At 70.4% G+C, this 18,460-nt stretch carries 13 protein-coding genes; 9 read left to right on the top strand and 4 right to left on the bottom strand.

Annotation, left to right across the window (positions count from 1 at the left end; all coding sequences use genetic code 11):
- On the top strand, window positions 1-2,211 hold the full coding sequence (locus AC07CM_RS42005; protein WP_478881810.1) for a protein kinase domain-containing protein: 2,211 nt from the start codon (window positions 1-3) through the stop codon (window positions 2,209-2,211).
- Window positions 2,212-2,242: 31 nt separating this feature from the next.
- Window positions 2,243-4,369: a serine/threonine-protein kinase gene (locus tag AC07CM_RS42000; RefSeq protein WP_478881809.1), complete on the top strand. Its 2,127-nt coding sequence runs from the start codon at window positions 2,243-2,245 to the stop codon at window positions 4,367-4,369.
- Window positions 4,370-4,441: 72 nt separating this feature from the next.
- Here AC07CM_RS42000 and eccCa read toward each other — a convergent pair whose 3' ends face one another.
- On the bottom strand, window positions 4,442-8,407 hold the full coding sequence (gene eccCa / locus AC07CM_RS41995; RefSeq protein ID WP_478881808.1) for a type VII secretion protein EccCa: 3,966 nt from the start codon (window positions 8,405-8,407) through the stop codon (window positions 4,442-4,444).
- A gap of 311 nt (window positions 8,408-8,718) precedes the next feature.
- Here eccCa and eccD point away from each other — a divergent pair, with 311 nt between their 5' ends.
- Window positions 8,719-10,218: a type VII secretion integral membrane protein EccD gene (eccD, locus tag AC07CM_RS41990; RefSeq protein WP_478881843.1), complete on the top strand. Its 1,500-nt coding sequence runs from the start codon at window positions 8,719-8,721 to the stop codon at window positions 10,216-10,218.
- 86 nt (window positions 10,219-10,304) lie between these two features.
- Here eccD and AC07CM_RS41985 read toward each other — a convergent pair whose 3' ends face one another.
- Window positions 10,305-10,586 (bottom strand): DUF397 domain-containing protein, encoded by a 282-nt coding sequence (locus AC07CM_RS41985; RefSeq protein WP_478881807.1) that lies wholly within the window; start codon window positions 10,584-10,586, stop codon window positions 10,305-10,307.
- Between the two features lie 270 nt (window positions 10,587-10,856).
- On the opposite strand from AC07CM_RS41985, the gene rpsO reads away from it, so the two are divergent.
- The 5 genes from rpsO to AC07CM_RS41960 all read left to right on the top strand — a co-directional run bounded on the left by rpsO (window position 10,857) and on the right by AC07CM_RS41960 (window position 16,312).
- Window positions 10,857-11,144, top strand: coding sequence for a 30S ribosomal protein S15 (gene rpsO, locus AC07CM_RS41980; protein ID WP_004982702.1), 288 nt, complete (start codon window positions 10,857-10,859; stop codon window positions 11,142-11,144).
- Between the two features lie 324 nt (window positions 11,145-11,468).
- Window positions 11,469-13,691 (top strand): polyribonucleotide nucleotidyltransferase, encoded by a 2,223-nt coding sequence (locus AC07CM_RS41975; RefSeq protein ID WP_478881806.1) that lies wholly within the window; start codon window positions 11,469-11,471, stop codon window positions 13,689-13,691.
- Window positions 13,688-15,067, top strand: coding sequence for a M16 family metallopeptidase (locus AC07CM_RS41970; protein WP_478881805.1), 1,380 nt, complete (start codon window positions 13,688-13,690; stop codon window positions 15,065-15,067). Before AC07CM_RS41975 ends, AC07CM_RS41970 begins: the two co-directional genes overlap by 4 nt.
- 26 nt (window positions 15,068-15,093) lie before the next feature.
- On the top strand, window positions 15,094-15,846 hold the full coding sequence (gene dapB / locus AC07CM_RS41965; RefSeq protein ID WP_478881804.1) for a 4-hydroxy-tetrahydrodipicolinate reductase: 753 nt from the start codon (window positions 15,094-15,096) through the stop codon (window positions 15,844-15,846).
- A 13-nt stretch (window positions 15,847-15,859) separates the two neighbouring features.
- A complete protein-coding gene (locus tag AC07CM_RS41960; RefSeq protein ID WP_478881803.1) occupies window positions 15,860-16,312 on the top strand; it encodes a hypothetical protein in 453 nt (150 codons plus the stop codon).
- 82 nt (window positions 16,313-16,394) lie between these two features.
- Here AC07CM_RS41960 and AC07CM_RS41955 read toward each other — a convergent pair whose 3' ends face one another.
- A complete protein-coding gene (locus tag AC07CM_RS41955; protein WP_478881802.1) occupies window positions 16,395-16,949 on the bottom strand; it encodes a hypothetical protein in 555 nt (184 codons plus the stop codon).
- Between the two features lie 90 nt (window positions 16,950-17,039).
- On the bottom strand, window positions 17,040-17,276 hold the full coding sequence (locus AC07CM_RS41950) for a hypothetical protein (protein ID WP_478881801.1): 237 nt from the start codon (window positions 17,274-17,276) through the stop codon (window positions 17,040-17,042).
- 158 nt (window positions 17,277-17,434) lie between these two features.
- Here AC07CM_RS41950 and thyX point away from each other — a divergent pair, with 158 nt between their 5' ends.
- Window positions 17,435-18,178, top strand: a complete 744-nt coding sequence (gene thyX / locus AC07CM_RS41945) for an FAD-dependent thymidylate synthase (protein WP_478881800.1) — start codon at window positions 17,435-17,437, stop codon at window positions 18,176-18,178.
- The last annotated feature ends 282 nt before the right edge of the window (window positions 18,179-18,460 follow it).

Here is an 18,460-nt window from a genome sequence, read left to right as displayed (position 1 = left end):
ATGCCTTCTCCCCTCACCCACGACGACCCCCAGGCGTTCGGCCCCTACCGTCCGGTCGCCCGCCTCGGCAGCGGCGGCATGGGCACCGTCTACCTCGCCCGCACCGCGGGCGGCCGTACCGTCGCGCTGAAGACGATGCACGCCCGTATCGCCTCCGACCCCGCCTTCCGCACCCGGTTCCGGCTGGAGACCGATGCGGCCCGGGTGGTGGGGGAGCGTTTCGGGGCCGGTGTCGTGGACGCGGATCCGCGGGCCGACACACCGTGGCTGGCCACCGAGTACGTCCTCGGGCCACCCCTCGACGAGGCCGTCGAACTGTGCGGTCCGCTGCCCGAGTCGTCCGTACGTGCGCTCGGCGCGGCGCTGTGCGGGGCACTGGGCCAGCTGCACGGGTCCGATGTCGTCCACCGCGACCTCAAGCCCTCCAACATCCTGATCACCGCCTACGGGCCGAAGGTCATCGACTTCGGTATCGCGCGTGCGGCCGGCGACGACCGTCTCACCCGAGTCGGGGTCGCGGTCGGCACCCCCGCCTTCATGTCGCCGGAGCAGGCGAGCGGGCAGGAGCACTCGGCGGCGGGTGACGTCTTCGCGCTCGCCGGTCTGCTCGTCTTCGCCGCCACGGGGCATCCGCCCTTCGGGCACGGCCAGGCTGCGGATCTGCTGTACCGGGTGCAGTACACCGAGCCGGACCTGAGTGGTGTGCCCGGCAGTCTGGTGCCGCTGCTCACGCAGTGTCTGGACAAGAACCCCTTCCGGCGGCCGACGACCAGTTGGCTCGGCTCCCAACTGCACGACGGGTCGGGCGAGTTCGCCGATCATCTGCCGAACGCACTCCTGGCCGACATCGCGGGGCGGGCGAGCGAGGTCTGGCGGATCACTCCCCAACGGCTGCCGGCTCCGCCCGACGAGCCGGACCTGCCGCCGACGGCGGTGCCCGCGCGGTGGTCCCGTCGTCGGCTGCTGCTCACCGGCTCGGGCGCGGCACTGGTGCTCGGCGCTGCCGGTGCCGGCGCGTGGGCCCTGACCCGAGGGTCCGGCGGCTCGAAGCCACAGCCCGCCCCGGGGCCCAGCAACAGCCTGCTGCCGAAGCCGAAGCTGGACTCCCTGTGGCAGATCCAGATCGGCGAGCAGGACCACTACGAGAGCAGCATGCCGTCGCATCCGTTCGTCCTGAACAACCTGGTGACCGCGATGACAGGCGACCTGACCGCGGTCGTGGCGCAGACGGGGCAGCGGGCTTGGACGGTGCCGTACATGGACACCGCCTGGCAGGTCGCCTCCGACGGCCGGCGTCTTGTGGCGCTCGTCGATTCGGACGACTCCGCGGACCGCGGCAACGCCGGCGGGGAAGCGCTGCTCATCGCGTCCCTCGACATCCTCAAGGGCGAAATGACGAAACCCTTCGCCCACCTGTCCGACTACAACGGCGAGCTCTTCCCGAACCAGATGGTGTGCACCGCGAACGGCGTCGCCTATGTGGCGGCGGGCCGCGGAAAGTACATCCACAACTATTTTACGGCCAACCAGTCCTGGTACCTGCTCGCCGTCGACATCGACACGGGAAAGCTGCTGTGGACGCAGCCGATGCCCGCGCGTCGGGTGGGCACCGAGCGGTTCTACTTCCTCGCCGCCGGCGTCGTGGGACGCCACCTCGTGGCACTTCAGGAGGCCAACGACGGCACCGTGCATGCCGTCGTGCGCGACACCGACAGCGGCGCCGTCCGCTGGGACCGCCCGCTCAACGGCGTCAAGGCGGACCGTGTACGCCTGCCGCTGACCACCAACGCGCAGCATCTGTACGTCGGCGTCGGCCGGCTGCGCGCTCTGCGGCTCAGCGACGGGAAAGTGGTCTGGGACTCCAAGTCCTCCCGGCCCGGCCGGACCTACGGGCCTCCGACGGTGAAGGACGGCACCTTGTACGCGGTCGAGAAGGGGCTCGGGCTCGTCGCCTTCGACGCGGGGAGCGGCCGGCCCGAGTGGGTGGAGAAGGGAGGCCAGGGCGCCGACGCGGACGTGAACAGCGCTCCGGTGATCGGCACCGGCTACGCGTACAGCAAGCGCGGGTCGAGGCTCTGGGCCGTCGGAATCTCCTCCCGCACCCCGGCACATTCCTACAGGACCACAGGCGACCGCTTCATCGCCCATGAGAACGCCAAGGCGGTCATCGCGCAGGGCGGCGGATTCCTGGCGGCCTTCCCCCTGCAGTGAGCCGTCCGGCGAGAAGAGAGAGCGATCAGCGATGAGACACCTGGGGACCGGCGACCCGATCCGCCTCGGACCGTACCGGCTGCTCGGCGTGCTGGGCGAGGGCGGCATGGGCAAGGTGTACGTCGGCCAGGATCACGCGGGCACCGTCGCCGCCGCGAAGGTGCTGCGCCCGGAACTCGCCCACGACACCGGCCTCGCTCAGCGTTTCGTACGCGAGGCGCTGGCCGCCCAGGCCGTGCGGAGTCCCGGGGTGGCGGCGGTGCTGGGCGCGCAGACCGAGGGCGGACGGCCGTGGATCGCCACGGAGTTCCTCGCGGGTCCGACCCTGGACCAGATCGTGGACCGGCACGGCCCGCTGGACGACGCGAAGCTGCACGCTCTGGCGGCGTCGATCGCGAGCACGTTGCGCGACATCCACGCCGCCGGCTTCGTCCACCGTGACCTCAAGCCGCCGAACATCGTGCTCACCTCCACCGGACCGAGGGTCATCGACTTCGGTATCGCGCGTCCCGAGCACGGCCTCACGCTCACCACCACCGGACAGATACCGGTCACCCCGGGCTACGGCGCCCCCGAGCAGGTGCTCGGCCGACGGGTCGCCCCCGCCGCCGACGTCTTCTCGCTCGGTGCCGTCCTCGTCTACGCGGCCACCGGGCACCGGGCGTTCCAGGGCGCACATGTGGCCGCCGTCCAGTACGAGGTCGTCCACGGCGAACCGAACTGGCAGGGTCTTACGCCCGAGCAGCACGCGTTGATCGCCCCCTGCCTGGCGAAGGACGCGGCGGAACGGCCCACCCCCGAGCAGATCGTCACCGCCTTCGCCCCGCCCAAGAAGGCCGCGGCGGTCTGGAAGCACGGGCCGGTGGCGGACGCGATCAAGGAGCGGGAGCGTGAGGTGAGGAATCTCTCCGCTCCACTGCCGGGCACGGTGGAGACGGGTACGGGTCCCAGCAGGCGGCGCCTGCTCACCGGGTTCGCGGCCGGCGGGGCCGTACTCGCCGCGGGCGGCACGGGCACGGGCTGGTGGCTGGTGCGCGGGAAAGGAGACGGTGGCCGAGACCGGAACGACCCGTTCTCCTACCCGCCCGCCGCCAGGACGCCGACCGCACGACTGCTCTCCGCCGACGACGGCGACTACATCATCGGAGGCTCTCCGAAACCCCTGTGGAAGGCACCCGACGTGACGGATGCCAAGGCTCCGGCTCCGCTGCCCATCAGGGACGTCGTCATCGTCGGCAGCATCCTCGCCGGTGTCGTGGCCGTCAACGTCGTAGACGGCAAGCGCCGCTGGGACGCTCCGGCGATGCAGATGACGTGCCGCTTTCTCTCGCTCTCCGATCGGCTGGTCGCGGCCGCCGACGAACACGGCGTCCTCCACACCTTCGTCCCGTCCACCGGGGAGCCCAAGTGGACGACGAAGGCCGACGTCAAAATGCTGCTGACCGCGGACGGTGACGCGGTCTACATGCTGACCAAGGACCACCGCCTGCGTGCCGTGGGCCGCTCCGACGCCAGGATCCGCTGGACGGTACGGCTGCCGGAGGACTTCCGCAAGACCCTCCTCCCGCGGTCGGCCACGGACCACGGAATGCTCGTCCTCACCACCAGCACCGGTCACGCCATGGCCGTGCACACGAAGGACGGGCGCACGGCGTGGACGGCTCGCGACCTGGCGACGGAGCGGTACCTGATTCCCGCGGCACGAGACGGCGTCGTCTATCTCAACGGCAAGAAGCTGTGCGCGCGCAGGATCTCGGACGGCAAGGAACTGTGGCACCGCACCGAGAGGACCTACTACGACAACAGCATCGAGGAGTGGTCGTGGCCCAGTGTCCACGGCGGCCTGGTGTATGCGAGCGCCTGTGAAAGCGACGGGTACGCCCACCCCCGCGCGTTCGACGTAAAGACCGGAAAGAAGCGATGGGAGGCCGGGGTCGCCCTGGACAGCGGTGATTTCCCGATTCTGCGGCAGGGCGGCGGAGTCTGGTTGATGGACGCCAGTGGCACTCCCACGGTGAGGACCACGAGCAAGGACTCGTCGGACGAGATCTGGTCCTACGAACTGACCGAGGGCACGGACTACGTGGCCTTCGCAGCCGCGGGCAACCGCGTCTTCGCGGCGAGCGGCAGCAGCCTGTACGCGCTGCCCGTCTTCTGACCGTACCCCCCGCCCTGAACGCCGAACCCGGCGGCCGATTCCGGCCGCCGGGTTCGCCATTGCGTGGGCCCGTCAGTACTCGACGTCCACCAACCCCGTCTGAACCAACGGCTTCCCCCGCTTGCGGGAGACGAAGACACCCCGTCCCGCGGGCATCGGCCGCGGGCGGACGCCGTTGAGGATGTCGCCCTCCGCCGGGTCGCCGGCGAGGACGATGCCCTGGGCGCCGAGTTCCTTCATGCGCTGCATGAACGGCTCGTACGAGGCGCGGCCCGCGCCCGCGGAGGAGCGGGCGATGATGAAGCGGACGCCGACGTCGCGGGCGAACGGGAGGAGTTCCGTCAGTCCGCTCAGCGGGTTGCCGCTGGACGTCGAGACGAGGTCGTAGTCGTCGATGACCACGAACACCTGTGGGCCCCGCCACCAGCTCCGTTCCCGCAGCTGCTGCGCGGTGACCTCGGCCGTCGGGGTCCGGCGCTGCATCAGATCCGCCAGAGCCGACATGTGGTGGTCCATCTGGCTCGACATCGGGATGTACTCGGCCAGGTGCGATGCGGGCGTGATGTCCAGCAGGGAACGCCGGTTGTCGACCACGAAGAACTTGGCCTCGTCGCCGCCGTAGCGCAGCGTCAGCTGCTTGATGAGCAGCCGCAGCAGGTTGGACTTGCCGGACTCGCTCTCGCCGAAGATCAGGAAGAACGGGTCCTGTTCGAAGTCGAGGAACACCGGCTCCAGGTTGTCCTCGTCGAGTGCGAAGGCCACGCCCCGCTTCGGGAAGCGGTCGCCCGGCGGGAGCTGGAGGGCTTCCAGCTGACGCGGCAGCAGCCGCACCTTCGGCGCTCCCGGGGCCTGCCAGTGCCGGCCGACCTCGGTGGTGAGGGCCGCCGTGGCCTCGGCGAGGTCCGTGTCGGAGGTCAGGCCGTCGATCCGCGGGACGGCCGCCATGAAGTGCAGCTTCTGGGGGGAGAGACCGCGGCCGGGGACGCCGGCGGGGACGTTCGCCGCCACCTTGCGGTCGATCTCGGAGTCCATCACGTCACCGAGCCGCAGTTCCAGGCGGTTCATGAGGTGGTCCTTCAGGTTCGCCCGGACCTCCATCGAGCGCGACGCCGTGATGACCACGTGGATGCCGTAGCCGAGACCTCGCGCGGCGATGTCCAGGACGGCCGGCTCCAGCGCCTCGTAGTCCGTGCGGAAGTTGCCCCAGCCGTCGATGACCAGGAAGACGTCGCCCCAGGGCTGGTCGGTCACCGAGATGTCGCCGCGGGCACGGCGGGTCCGGAAGTCGGCGATGGACGCGATGCCGGCCGAGCGGAAGTACTCCTCGCGCCGCGTCATGACGCCGTAGACCTCGGAGACCGTACGGCGTACCCGTTCCGGGTCCAGGCGCGAGGCCATGCCGCCCACGTGCGGCAGGTCCTGCACCGCCGCCATACCGCCGCCACCGAAGTCGAGGCCGTAGAACTGCACCTCGTACGGCGTGTGCGTGAGCGCGAAGGAGCAGATCAGCGAGCGGAGGAAGGTCGACTTGCCGGACTGCGGGCCACCGATGATCTGCATGTGGCCCGCCGCGCCGGAGAAGTCGAGGAGCAGACGGTCACGTCGCTGCTCGTACGGCTTGTCGACCAGGCCGACCGGCACCACCAGGCGGCCGGCGCCCTCGTAGTTGGGCTGGGTCAGGCCGCGGCCCTGCACCGCCGCGAGTCCGGGCAGCAGCCCGTCGAGGGAGGGCGGGCTCTCCAGCGGCGGCAGCCACACCTGGTGCGCCGCCGGCCCCTGGGCCTCCAGCCGGCGCACGATCACGTCGAGGACCGTGTCGGCCAGCGCGTCGTCCACGTCCGGCGCGGACTCCGTGCGCTGCTGCGGGACGGCGGTGTACTGCACCGGCACCTCCGCCGCCGTGAACAGCACCGGACGCCGGTCCACCGGCAGCGGCCCGCCCGCGAACGCGGCCCGCTGCGACCCCGAGCGGTAGACGCCGGAGACGTACGCCGCCTTGAACCGGACCATCTCGTCCGTGCCGAACTTCAGGAAGCCGGAACCGGGTACGTTGGGGAGTTCGTAGGCGTCGGGGACGCCGAGGGCGGCGCGCGACTCGGCCGCGGAGAAGGTGCGCAGACCGATGCGGTACGAGAGGTATGTCTCGAGACCGCGCAGGCGGCCCTCCTCAAGGCGCTGCGAGGCCAGCAGCAGGTGCACGCCGAGCGAACGGCCGATACGGCCGATCTGCACGAACATCTCGATGAAGTCCGGCTTGGCGGTCAGCAGTTCGCTGAACTCGTCGATGACCAGTACCAGAGAGGGAATCGGCTGCAGGGGTGCGCCCGCCGCCCGCGCCTTCTCGTAGTCGTGGATGTTGGCGTAGTTGCCGGCGTCGCGCAGCATCTCCTGGCGGCGGTTGAGCTCGCCACGGATCGAGTCGCCCATGCGGTCGACCAGCGTCAGGTCGTCGGCCAGGTTGGTGATCACGGCCGCCACGTGCGGCATCTGCGCCATGCCGGCGAAGGTGGCACCACCCTTGAAGTCCGCGAGGACGAAGTTCAGGGTCTCCGAGGAGTGCGTGACGGCGAGGCCCAGCACCAGGGTGCGCAGCAGTTCCGACTTGCCGGAACCGGTCGCGCCGACGCACAGGCCGTGCGGGCCCATGCCCTCCTGCGCCGCCTCCTTGAGGTCGAGCATGACCGGGCGGCCGTCCTCGCCGAGGCCGATCGGCACGCGCAGGCGCTCCGCCAGCGCACGCGGCCGCCAGGTCCGCTTGGTGTCGACGGAAGCCGCGTCCCCCAGGCCCAGCAGATCCGTGAACTCCAGGTTGGCGAGCAGCGGTTCGTCGTCGTCGCCGCCGGACACCATGCGCAGCGGGGCCAGTTGCCGGGCCAGTGCCTCGGCGGACTCGGCGGACAGCGCGTCGGGGGTGCCCTCGTAGACCATCCCGTGCCCGGACTCCAGGCTCAGGGAGCCCGGTTGTACGACGACGGACAGGTCGCCGCCCGCGCCCGTGAGCTCGCCCGGCACCACCTCGACCACGGTGACGCCCTGCAGGCCCTCCGGGTTGGCGAGCACGGAGTCGGGCAGCAGCGACAGGTCGTCCAGGACGAGCACGATGTGCGGCTCGTCCAGCAGCGGCGCGGCGCCGGGGTGGAAGCGCGGGCGGCCGGTCAGCCGGGAGGCCAGCAGGTCCTCCAGTTCGCGCGGGTCGGCGCTGATCAGCCGGCGGCTGCCGGCGCCGTCCAGCACACCGGGGGCCTGCACGTGCGGCAGCCACTTCGCCCAGTCCCAGTGCGGCAGGGCCTCACGCCCGGCGGCGACCGCGATGAGCAGGTCCTCGGGGGAGTGCAGCGAGGCGAGCGAGCCGACCAGGGCCCGGGCCGAGGCCCGTACCGACTGCGGCTCACCGCTCACCGTGACGTGGTAGAAGGCGCGCAGCGAGACCGCCATCGGCAGATCGCTGAGCGTGCTGTGCGTGGCGAGGAAGCGCTGCATCGCACCCGCGGTCAGGGGCTCGAGCTGTTCGACGGGAGCGGTCTGCGGCGGCACCAGGGGCGTCGCCAGCGGCTGCGGGCCGAGGCCGATGCGCACGTGTGCGAAGTCCTCGTCGCCGGGCCGCCGTTCCCACACCCGGCTGCCCTCGGCGACGAGCGCCCACAGCTGCTCGGGGGAGGGGTGCAGGTAGTACTGCGCGTCGCGCTGTGTCCGGGCCGTGTCGACGGCGGCCTTGCGGGTCTGCGACAGGTAGCTCAGGTAGTCGCGGCGCATGTCGGCCAGTTGACCCTGGGAGCCGCGGCGGAACCGGACCACCATCGCGATGGACATCCCCACCGTCGAGGCGATCATGATCATGCCCATGATCTTCATGAACGGCTGACCGTTCGTGAAGAAGAAGACCACGGAGCCGCCCATGCCGAGCGTGGGCAGCAACTGCATGAGCACGCTCTCCTGATGCCCCCGAGGCAGTTCGGGCGGCGGCTGGACAGCGACCTCTTCCGTGGGCACTTCGGACGGAAGCGCCCTAGGAGGGCGCTTGACGACAATCAGGCTCACAGCTCACCAATTCCCTTGCCCGACCCAGGCGTTCCGCCCGCCGCCCCGTGTCCGGCGAGCGCAGGCCGCCGCGTGATCCTACTGAGTTCACGGAACACGGGTGAGCGGTAGGGTGCCGGATGTTCGCGTGAGCACACGCCGATCAGGCTGGACAAACCGGGACACCCCGCCCGATGCAGGAGCGGAACGACCCCAAAATCCCGCCGCACGGCACCCGTTCCGCCGCCGTTGTGGAAGGCGCGGAGTGCACCCGCACGAGACTTTCACGAAGTAGTCGCACCACCACCACTGAGGGGGAGCAGCAGGTGAGCATGACGGCCGCCGCCACCGGCGGACCCGGGACGGGAGCCCCTTCCGGACCCGGCACGGGACTCGGCTTCTGCCGGGTGACCATCGTCGCGCCGGACAGCCGTATCGACGTGGCGCTGCCGGACGACGTCCCGGTCGCCGACGTCTATCCGGAGATCCTCCGGCTGTCCCAGCAGAGCCCCGACGCGGGCGCCCCGGTCGGCTACCACCTGGTCCGCACCGACGGCACCGTGCTGGACAGTTCCCGCTCGTTCGCAGCCCAGCGCATTCTCGACGGCGAACTCCTCACCCTGCGCCCCTTCGCGGACTCCCTGCCGCCCGCCGTCTTCGACGACGTGTCCGAGGCGGTCGCGTCGGCCGTCACGAAGCAGCACACGCTGTGGAGCGGCGACCTGACCCGGGCCGCGGGCCTAGTCGGCGGCGGGGTGCTCCCGGCGCTGCTCGCGTTCGTCGCCTGGACCGCCGACCCCCGCCACGACATGAACGGCCTGGCCGGCATCCTCGCCGCCGTCAGCGGCATCCTCCTGGTCGTACTGTCCGCGGTACGGGCACGCGTCTACGACGACCGCGGCTCGGCCGTCGCACTCGGCCTCGGGGCACTGCCCAACATCGGCGTCGCGGGCAGCGGGTTGCTGCCGCTGACCGACGGACAGGGGATCGGCAGGCTGCAGTTCCTACTGGCGTGCGCGGCCGTCCTGGTCGCCGCACTGATCCTCACGCTGTGCTCCCCGCGCGGCGACGGCCCGTTCGTCGCCTTCGTGTTCGCCTCGGCCGTCGCGCTGATCGTCGTCTTCGTCGCCACCCTGGTGCACTGGTCGCCGACCGAGATGGCCGGGCTGTGCGCCCCGGTCGCCGTCGGCGGTCTCGCCTTCCTGCCGGGGATGTCGATGCGCTTCGCCCGGCTGCCGATCGGCTTCGAGGCCCCGAGCAACGCGCCCCGTCCCGCCTACGGCACCGAGTCCGCCGCACAGGAGCCCGTGGACATCGAGCGCATCGAGGCCCAGGCCCGCCGGGGCCACGAGCTGCTCGTCGGCCTCGTCGGCGGCTGTGCCCTCCTCGCCGTCGGCGCCGCGGCGGTGCTCGGCTTCTCCGACGACATCTGGGCCCAGCTGCTCGCCCTGGCCACCGGGGTGGCGATGCTGATGCGAGCCGGCCTCTTCCGCTACACGGCCCAGGTGGCCTCCGTCCTGGCCGCGGGCCTCGGCGCCCTGGTCCTGCTGGGCCTCGGGCTCGCCCTCAACCCGCCGGAGTCGGTGATGCGCGGGGCGCTGGCCGGGCACCGCACGGACCTGGACATCCGGACCATCTGGCTGATCGCGGTGATCGCCGCGGCCGGCGCCCTGGTCACGGCCCTGGGCCTGATCCTGTCGCGCGGTGGCCTGACGCCCTTCTGGGGCCGCTTCCTGGAGATCTGCGAGGGATTCGTCCTGCTGACGCTGATCCCGCTGACCCTGGCGGTCTTCGACGTGTACGCGACCGCGCGGGCGATGACCAGCAAATAACCCACTCGGACACAACCCACTCGGACACGGCACCGGGCCCCGGCTCCTCCACGAGCCGGGGCCCGGTCACTTCGCCGGGATGCCGCTCAGTCCCCCACAACCCTCCCGACCTCCAGATCGAACTCCCCGTCCCGGGCCCCCAGCACGAAGGCCCGCCACTCCGCCTCCGTGTAGCGCAGGACGGTGTCGGGGTCGAGGGAGGACCGCATCGCCACCGCTCCGGCCGGGAGGTAGGCGATCTCGACCCGCTCCTCGTGCTCCTCCGTGCCCGGCGCGCAGTGCCACTCGACGCCCGAGATGTCGAGGGCGTACAGCTCGTCCCGCTCCCGCTCCTTGCGCGCCTTGATCTCCGCTTCCGTCTCCGCCATCCCGAAGCGACCCCTTCCCGACGTGACTACGGTCAGCAGGTCACCCTAGTGGCCGCCTTCCGCGGGCCCGGGCCGTTCCAAAAGGGTGGAGAGGACGCCCGTCACCGCCTGGTACCCTGGTCGACGGCCGTTTGTGTACGCACCCCCGGAGTCCCCGACAGGACTCTGGAGGCCGCGCCCAGCGGATCCCCGCCTCCCGAGTTGTGGAAGCTCCCCCGAGAAGTGGACCGGGGGCACTCGGTGGCCATTCGCAGACTATGAGGAGTACGAGTGTCGCTCGACGCCGCTACGAAGAAGCAGATCATCTCCGAGTTCGGTACCAAGGAGGGTGACACCGGCTCCCCCGAGGTCCAGGTCGCTCTGCTCTCCCGTCGGATCTCCGACCTGACGGAGCACCTCAAGACCCACAAGCACGACCACCACTCCCGCCGTGGTCTGCTGATCCTGGTCGGTCAGCGCCGTCGCCTGCTGCAGTACCTGGCGAAGAAGGACATCCAGCGCTTCCGTGCGCTGGTGGACCGCCTCGGCATCCGCCGCGGTGCGGCGGGCGCCAAGTAGGACGCCGTGAAGGGAGCGGTTCCCGGTAGGACTCGGGGGCCGCTCCCTTTGCCGTACGTGCGGAAACGTGCGGAGTGTCACTCACGCTTTGTAGTGTGGTAGCACAACGCAATACGCACGACACAGCACGACAACGAAGAGGAGAAGCGCACCTAGCCGCCGCCGGTCCTCGGTAGTGGCCCCCGGGGGGAAGCGAGCCCCGGGTGCTTCGATCGAAGACCGGCCCGCACCGCACGGCGCGCTTCTCCGTAACCGTCCCACTGCCACACGGGCAGCCGAGGGACGAAAGACGACAAAGTAGACAAAGTAACGGAGAAAACGCTAGTGGAGAACGAGACCCACTACGCCGAGGCCGTCATCGACAACGGCGCCTTCGGCACCCGCACCATCCGCTTCGAGACGGGCCGCCTGGCCAAGCAGGCCGCCGGTTCCGCCGTGGCGTACCTGGACGACGACACCATGGTGCTGTCGGCCACCACCGCCTCCAAGAACCCCAAGGACCAGCTCGACTTCTTCCCGCTGACGGTGGACGTCGAGGAGCGGATGTACGCCGCCGGCAAGATCCCCGGCAGCTTCTTCCGCCGTGAGGGCCGCCCCTCCGAGGACGCGATCCTCACCTGCCGCCTCATCGACCGCCCGCTGCGCCCGTCCTTCAAGAAGGGCCTGCGCAACGAGATCCAGGTCGTCGCCACGATCATGGCGCTCAACCCCGACCACCTGTACGACGTCGTCGCGATCAACGCCGCGTCCGCGTCCACGCAGCTGGCCGGCCTGCCCTTCTCCGGCCCGATCGGCGGCGTCCGCGTCGCGCTGATCCGCGGCCAGTGGGTCGCCTTCCCGACGCACACCGAGCTCGAGGACGCCGTCTTCGACATGGTGGTCGCCGGTCGCGTCCTGGAGGACGGCGACGTCGCGATCATGATGGTCGAGGCCGAGGCCACCGACGGGACCATCAAGCTGGTCGAGGGCGGCGCCGAGGCGCCGACCGAGGAGGTCGTCGCCGCCGGTCTGGAAGCCGCGAAGCCCTTCATCAAGGTGCTCTGCAAGGCCCAGGCCGACCTCGCCTCCAAGGCCGCCAAGCCGACCGGCGAGTTCCCGATCTTCCTCGACTACCAGGACGACGTCCTGGAGGCGCTCTCCGCCGCCGTCCGCCCGGAGCTCGCCTCCGCGCTGACCATCGCGGGCAAGCAGGAGCGCGAGTCCGAGCTGGACCGCGTCAAGGCGCTCGCCGCCGAGAAGCTTCTGCCGGAGTTCGAGGGCCGCGAGAAGGAGATCTCCGCCGCGTACCGCTCGCTCACCAAGCAGCTGGTCCGCGAGCGCGTGATCAAGGAGAAGAAGCGCATCGACGGCCGTGGCGTCACGGACATCCGTACGCTCGCCGCCGAGGTCGAGGCCATCCCGCGGGTGCACGGTTCCGCGGTGTTCGAGCGTGGCGAGACCCAGATCCTGGGCGTCACCACCCTCAACATGCTCCGCATGGAGCAGCAGCTGGACACCCTCTCCCCGGTGACCCGCAAGCGCTACATGCACAACTACAACTTCCCGCCGTACTCCACCGGTGAGACCGGCCGCGTCGGCTCCCCGAAGCGCCGCGAGATCGGTCACGGCGCCCTCGCCGAGCGCGCCCTCGTGCCGGTCCTGCCGACGCGCGAGGAGTTCCCCTACGCGATCCGCCAGGTCTCCGAGGCGCTGAGCTCCAACGGCTCGACGTCCATGGGCTCGGTCTGCGCCTCCACCATGTCGCTGCTGAACGCCGGTGTGCCGCTGAAGGCCCCGGTCGCCGGTATCGCCATGGGCCTGATCTCCCAGGAGATCGAGGGCGAGACGCACTACGTCACCCTCACCGACATCCTCGGTGCGGAGGACGCCTTCGGTGACATGGACTTCAAGGTCGCCGGCACCAAGGAGTTCGTGACCGCCCTCCAGCTCGACACCAAGCTGGACGGCATCCCGGCCTCCGTCCTGGCCGCGGCCCTCAAGCAGGCCCGCGACGCCCGTCTCCACATCCTCGACGTGATGATGGAAGCGATCGACACCCCGGACGAGATGTCCCCGAACGCGCCGCGGATCATCACCGTGAAGATCCCGGTCGACAAGATCGGCGAGGTCATCGGCCCCAAGGGCAAGATGATCAACCAGATCCAGGAGGACACCGGCGCCGAGATCACGATCGAGGACGACGGCACCATCTACATCGGTGCCGCCGACGGCCCGGCCGCCGAGGCCGCCCGCGCCACGATCAACGGCATCGCCAACCCGACCATGCCGGAGGTCGGCGAGCGCTACCTGGGTACGGTCGTGAAGACGACGACCTTCGGTGCGTTCGTGTCGCTGCTCCCGGGCAAGGACGGTCTGCTGCACATCTCGCAGATCCGCAAGCTCGCCGGCGGCAAGCGCGTGGAGAACGTCGAGGACGTCGTCGGCGTGGGCCAGAAGGTCCAGGTCGAGATCGCCGAGATCGACTCCCGCGGCAAGCTCTCCCTCATCCCCGTGATCGAGGGTGAGGAAGAGTCCGCCGAGACCAAGAAGGACGACGCCGACCAGTGACGTCCCGTAGCTCCATGGCGACGGCCCGCACCTCTTCGGAGGCGCGGGCCGTCGCCCGTACCCAAACCCTCATCAAGGGGACGAACGGCATCGGTACGGTGCGCAAGACCACCCTCCCCGGCGGCCTGCGCATCGTCACCGAGACCCTGCCCTCGGTCCGCTCCGCGACCTTCGGCATCTGGGCGCACGTGGGCTCCCGCGACGAGACCCCGGCCCTGAACGGCGCCACGCACTACCTGGAGCACCTGCTCTTCAAGGGCACCGGCCGCAGGTCGGCGCTGGACATCTCCTCCGCCATCGACGCGGTCGGCGGCGAGATGAACGCGTTCACGGCCAAGGAGTACACGTGCTACTACGCGCGCGTGCTCGACACCGACCTGCCCCTCGCCATCGACGTCGTCTGCGACATGCTGACCGGCTCGCTCATCCTCGAAGAGGACGTCAACGTCGAGCGCGGCGCCATCCTCGAAGAGATCGCGATGACCGAGGACGACCCGGGCGACTGCGTGCACGACCTGTTCGCGCACACGATGTTCGGCGACAACGCCCTCGGCCGCCCGGTGCTCGGCACGGTCGACACGGTCAACGCCCTCACCGCCGATCGCATCCGCCGCTTCTACAAGAAGCACTACGACCCCACCCATCTGGTGGTCGCGGCGGCCGGCAACATCGACCACAACAAGGTCGTGCGACAGGTCCGCGCGGCCTTCGAGAAGGCGGGCGCGTTCAAGAACCTCGACGTGCGGCCCATCGCCCCGCGCGACGGCCGCCGTACGATCCGCACGTCCGGCAGGCTCGAGCTGCTCGCCCGCAAGACCGAGCAGGCGCACGTCGTCCTCGGCATGCCGGGCCTGGCCCGCACCGACGACCGCCGCTGGGCCATGGGCGTGCTCAACACCGCCCTCGGCGGCGGCATGTCCTCCCGCCTCTTCCAGGAGGTCCGGGAGAAGCGCGGCCTGGCCTACAGCGTGTACTCGTACACCTCCGGCTTCGCCGACTGCGGCCTGTTCGGCGTGTACGCCGGCTGCCGTCCGAGCCAGGTCCACGACGTGTTGCGGATCTGCCGGGACGAGCTCGACCACGTCGCGACGAACGGCCTCTCCGACGACGAGATCGGCCGCGCCATCGGCCAGCTCCGGGGCTCCACCGTCCTGGGCCTGGAGGACACCGGCGCGCTGATGAACCGTATCGGCAAGAGTGAGCTGTGCTGGGGCGAGCAGATGTCCGTCGACGACATGCTGGCCCGGATAGCCGCGGTCACCCCGGACGAGGTCCGGTCGGTCGCCCGCGACATCCTGGGACAGCGCCCGTCGCTGTCGGTCATCGGCCCGCTGAAGGACAAGCAGGCCGCGCGGCTGCACGACGCGGTCGCCTAACCCCTCCGGTCGTAAGGAAGCAAGAGATGAGCAAGCTGCGCGTTGCGGTCCTCGGCGCCAAGGGCCGGATCGGGTCCGAGGCGGTCAAGGCGGTCGAGGCCGCCGAGGACATGGAGCTGGTGGCCGCCCTCGGCCGGGGCGACAAGCTGGAGACGCTGGCGGAAACCGGCGCCCAGGTCGCCGTCGAACTGACCACACCCGCCTCCGTCATGGGCAACCTCGACTTCTGCGTGCGCCACGGCATCCACGCGGTCGTCGGTACGACGGGCTGGACGGACGACCGCCTCGCGCAGCTGAGGGGCTGGCTCGCCCAGTCCCCGGAGACCGGCGTGCTCATCGCTCCGAACTTCTCCATCGGCGCCGTCCTGACCATGAAGTTCGCGCAGATCGCCGCGCCCTACTTCGAGTCGGTCGAGGTCGTCGAGCTGCACCACCCGAACAAGGTGGACGCCCCGTCGGGGACCGCCACGCGCACGGCCCAGCTCATCGCCGAGGCCCGCCGCCAGGCCGGTACGGCCCCGGCGCCGGACGCCACCGTCACGGCCCTGGACGGCGCCCGCGGGGCGAACGTGGACGGCGTCCCCGTCCACGCCGTCCGCCTGCGCGGCCTCCTGGCACACCAGGAGGTGCTGCTCGGCGGCGAGGGCGAGACCCTCACCGTCCGCCACGACTCCCTGCACCACAGCAGCTTCATGCCGGGCATCCTGCTCGGCGCCCGCCGCGTGGTGTCGACTCCGGGCCTGACCCTCGGCCTGGAACACTTCCTCGACCTGAGCTGAGCCCGAAGACGTCATGCGCGCGAAGATCACTTACCTCGTCACGGCCGCCGTCCTGCTGTTCTACTTCGTCCTGGTCGGCAGCCGTGGCGTGATGCTCATCCAGTCCGGCACGGTCGTCACCGTCACCTTCGGGATCGCGGTGCTCATCCTGCCGGTCATCGGGCTGTGGTTCCTGTGGAAGAACACCCAGTTCGTCCGCAGGGCCAACCAGCTCGCCGCCGAACTCGACGCCGAGGGCGGCCTGCCCGTCGACGAGCTGAAGCGCACCCCGGGCGGCCGTATCGACCGCGACTCGGCCGACGAGGTGTTCGCCAAGCGCAAGGCCGAGACGGAGGCGGCGCCGGACGACTGGCGCAGCTGGTTCCGGCTCGCCGTCGCCTACCACGACGCCCGTGACACTCCGCGCGCCCGCAAGGCGATGCAGCGCGCCATCGCGCTGCACGACGGCAGACCCGTCCGGGCCTGAGCCCCACCAGCGGCCCGCCGACACGACTGAGGGGCCGGTCCGCGGCACAGCGGAACCGGCCCCTCAGCCATGTCTGCTGCGGTCAGCCGCGCCCGTACTCCGCCGCCCAGGCCTCCACCGCGTCCGCCGCCCGGTCGAAGGCCATGGGGCGGTTCAGGAAGTCCAGACCGTGCGTGGTCAGCAGCGGGGCCGTGTCCGTCGGCGCCCGGTCCTTGCGGACGAGCGTCAGGGCCTGCCCCTGCACCGTGCGCGGCAGGCCCAGCCAGCGCACCGGTTGCTGTGCCGTCCGCACCGAGACCACCCGCTTCCAGAGCACCGTACGCGTCAGCAGGAAGCCGACCTGACGCAGCCCGCGCGCGCTCACCCACACGCCCATGCGCAGCAGCCGCAGCGCGCTCGCGATCACCGCCAGCGCCAGGGTGAGGACCACGCCGGCCGAGGACGCGGAGCCGGTCAGTGCGATGAGGACGGCGGCGAACAGGACGAACGAGGAGAGCAGCAGCCCGAGTGCCGCCCCGGCCACCCGCCACGGCCCGGGCCGGTAGGGGCGCCGCCAGCGGTCCGGGTCGTCGTACGGCAGCGGGTTCTCGGATGCCGCGTCGAAGGTGCGGTCGGCCGTCAGGAAGGGCAGGGGCACGGCTGGTCCTCACTCAATCCTTGCTTGGGCTGTGCCCGGTGAGGCTATCCGGCCGCGTTCTCGCCCACCACCCGTGGGCGGCCGGAAGGGTCAGTGCCCCTGCGCGGCCTGGGACTGCTGGGCCGGCGTACTGGAGGGCGTGGACAGCGCGGGCGTGCCGACGATCACCGAGCCGACGAGCCCGGCGACGATGGTGAGGCCCAGCAGCCAGCGCCCGGCCATCTGGCCGAGGGACGCCCGCTGACGGGGCGGGGGAGCGACATTGCTGCGGAACCTGTCCGCCTCGGCCAGGAAGGCGAAGGGCACGGGCTCACGCCGACGGAACATGGCGGGTACGTCTCCTCTCGGGGTCGAATGTGCGGGCCTCACCGATACAGACGGTCGAGTGACACAAAAGGTGCCCATGTCAGAAAAAATGCTCGGCAAGGTCACGGTTCGGGACTGTCAGGGGTGCCCCGTACAGTGGGCGCGAACCTCAAGAAGTGATGGGAAGGACCCCCGTGACCACCCCCGAGTCGCTCACCCTGCGCAGTGACGTCACCGTCGAGCTCGTGAAGTCCAGCGCTTCGGATGCCGACGTCCTCTTCGCCGCCCGCGTCTCCACGCTCGGCGAGCAGTCCCTGGACGAGCTGAAGAAGGACCCCGAGCGCTCCAAGGGCCTGATCAACTACCTGATGCGGGACCGGCACGGCAGCCCGTTCGAGCACAACTCGATGACGTTCTTCATCAGCGCCCCGATCTTCGTGTTCCGCGAGTTCATGCGGCACCGGGTCGGCTGGTCGTACAACGAGGAGTCCGGCCGCTACCGGGAGCTCCTGCCGGTCTTCTACGTCCCCGACACCTCCCGCAAGCTCGTGCAGGAGGGCCGTCCGGGCAAGTACGTCTTCGTCGAGGGCACCCCGGCCCAGCACGAGGCCGTGCGCGGCACCCTCGAGGAGTCCTACGAGCAGGCCTACGCGGCCTACCAGAAGCTCCTCGCCGAGGGCGTCGCCCGCGAGGTCGCCCGGTCGGTCCTCCCGGTCGGCCTCTTCTCCTCGATGTACGCCACGTGCAACGCCCGCTCCCTGATGCACTTCCTCGGCCTGCGCACCCAGCACGAGCTGGCCAAGGTGCCCTCCTTCCCGCAGCGGGAGATCGAGATGGTCGGCGAGAAGATGGAGGCCGAGTGGGCCAAGCTCATGCCGCTCACGTACGACGCCTTCAACGCGAACGGGCGTGTGGCCCCCTGACGAAGCCGTGTTCCCCCTCGCGGAAACGGATGTACGGATCAGCCAGGCGAAGTGTCCGTATTGCGGCATTTGGAGAAGTTCATCTAGCCTGATCAAACGGACCCGGCACTGCTTGAACCCCCGAGCAGGCAGTGCCGGGCTCCATATTTGTCCTGACTTTCCCGGCACCCCGAGGGCAGACCACGCTTTGAGCACCGAGTAGCGTGTTACCCATGGCTCCGACCTCGACTCCGCAGACCCCCTTCGGGCGGGTCCTCACCGCCATGGTCACGCCCTTCACGG

This window comes from Streptomyces sp. NPDC044061 (assembly GCF_056434305.1).
This window is presented reverse-complemented; position numbering and strand designations above follow the sequence as displayed.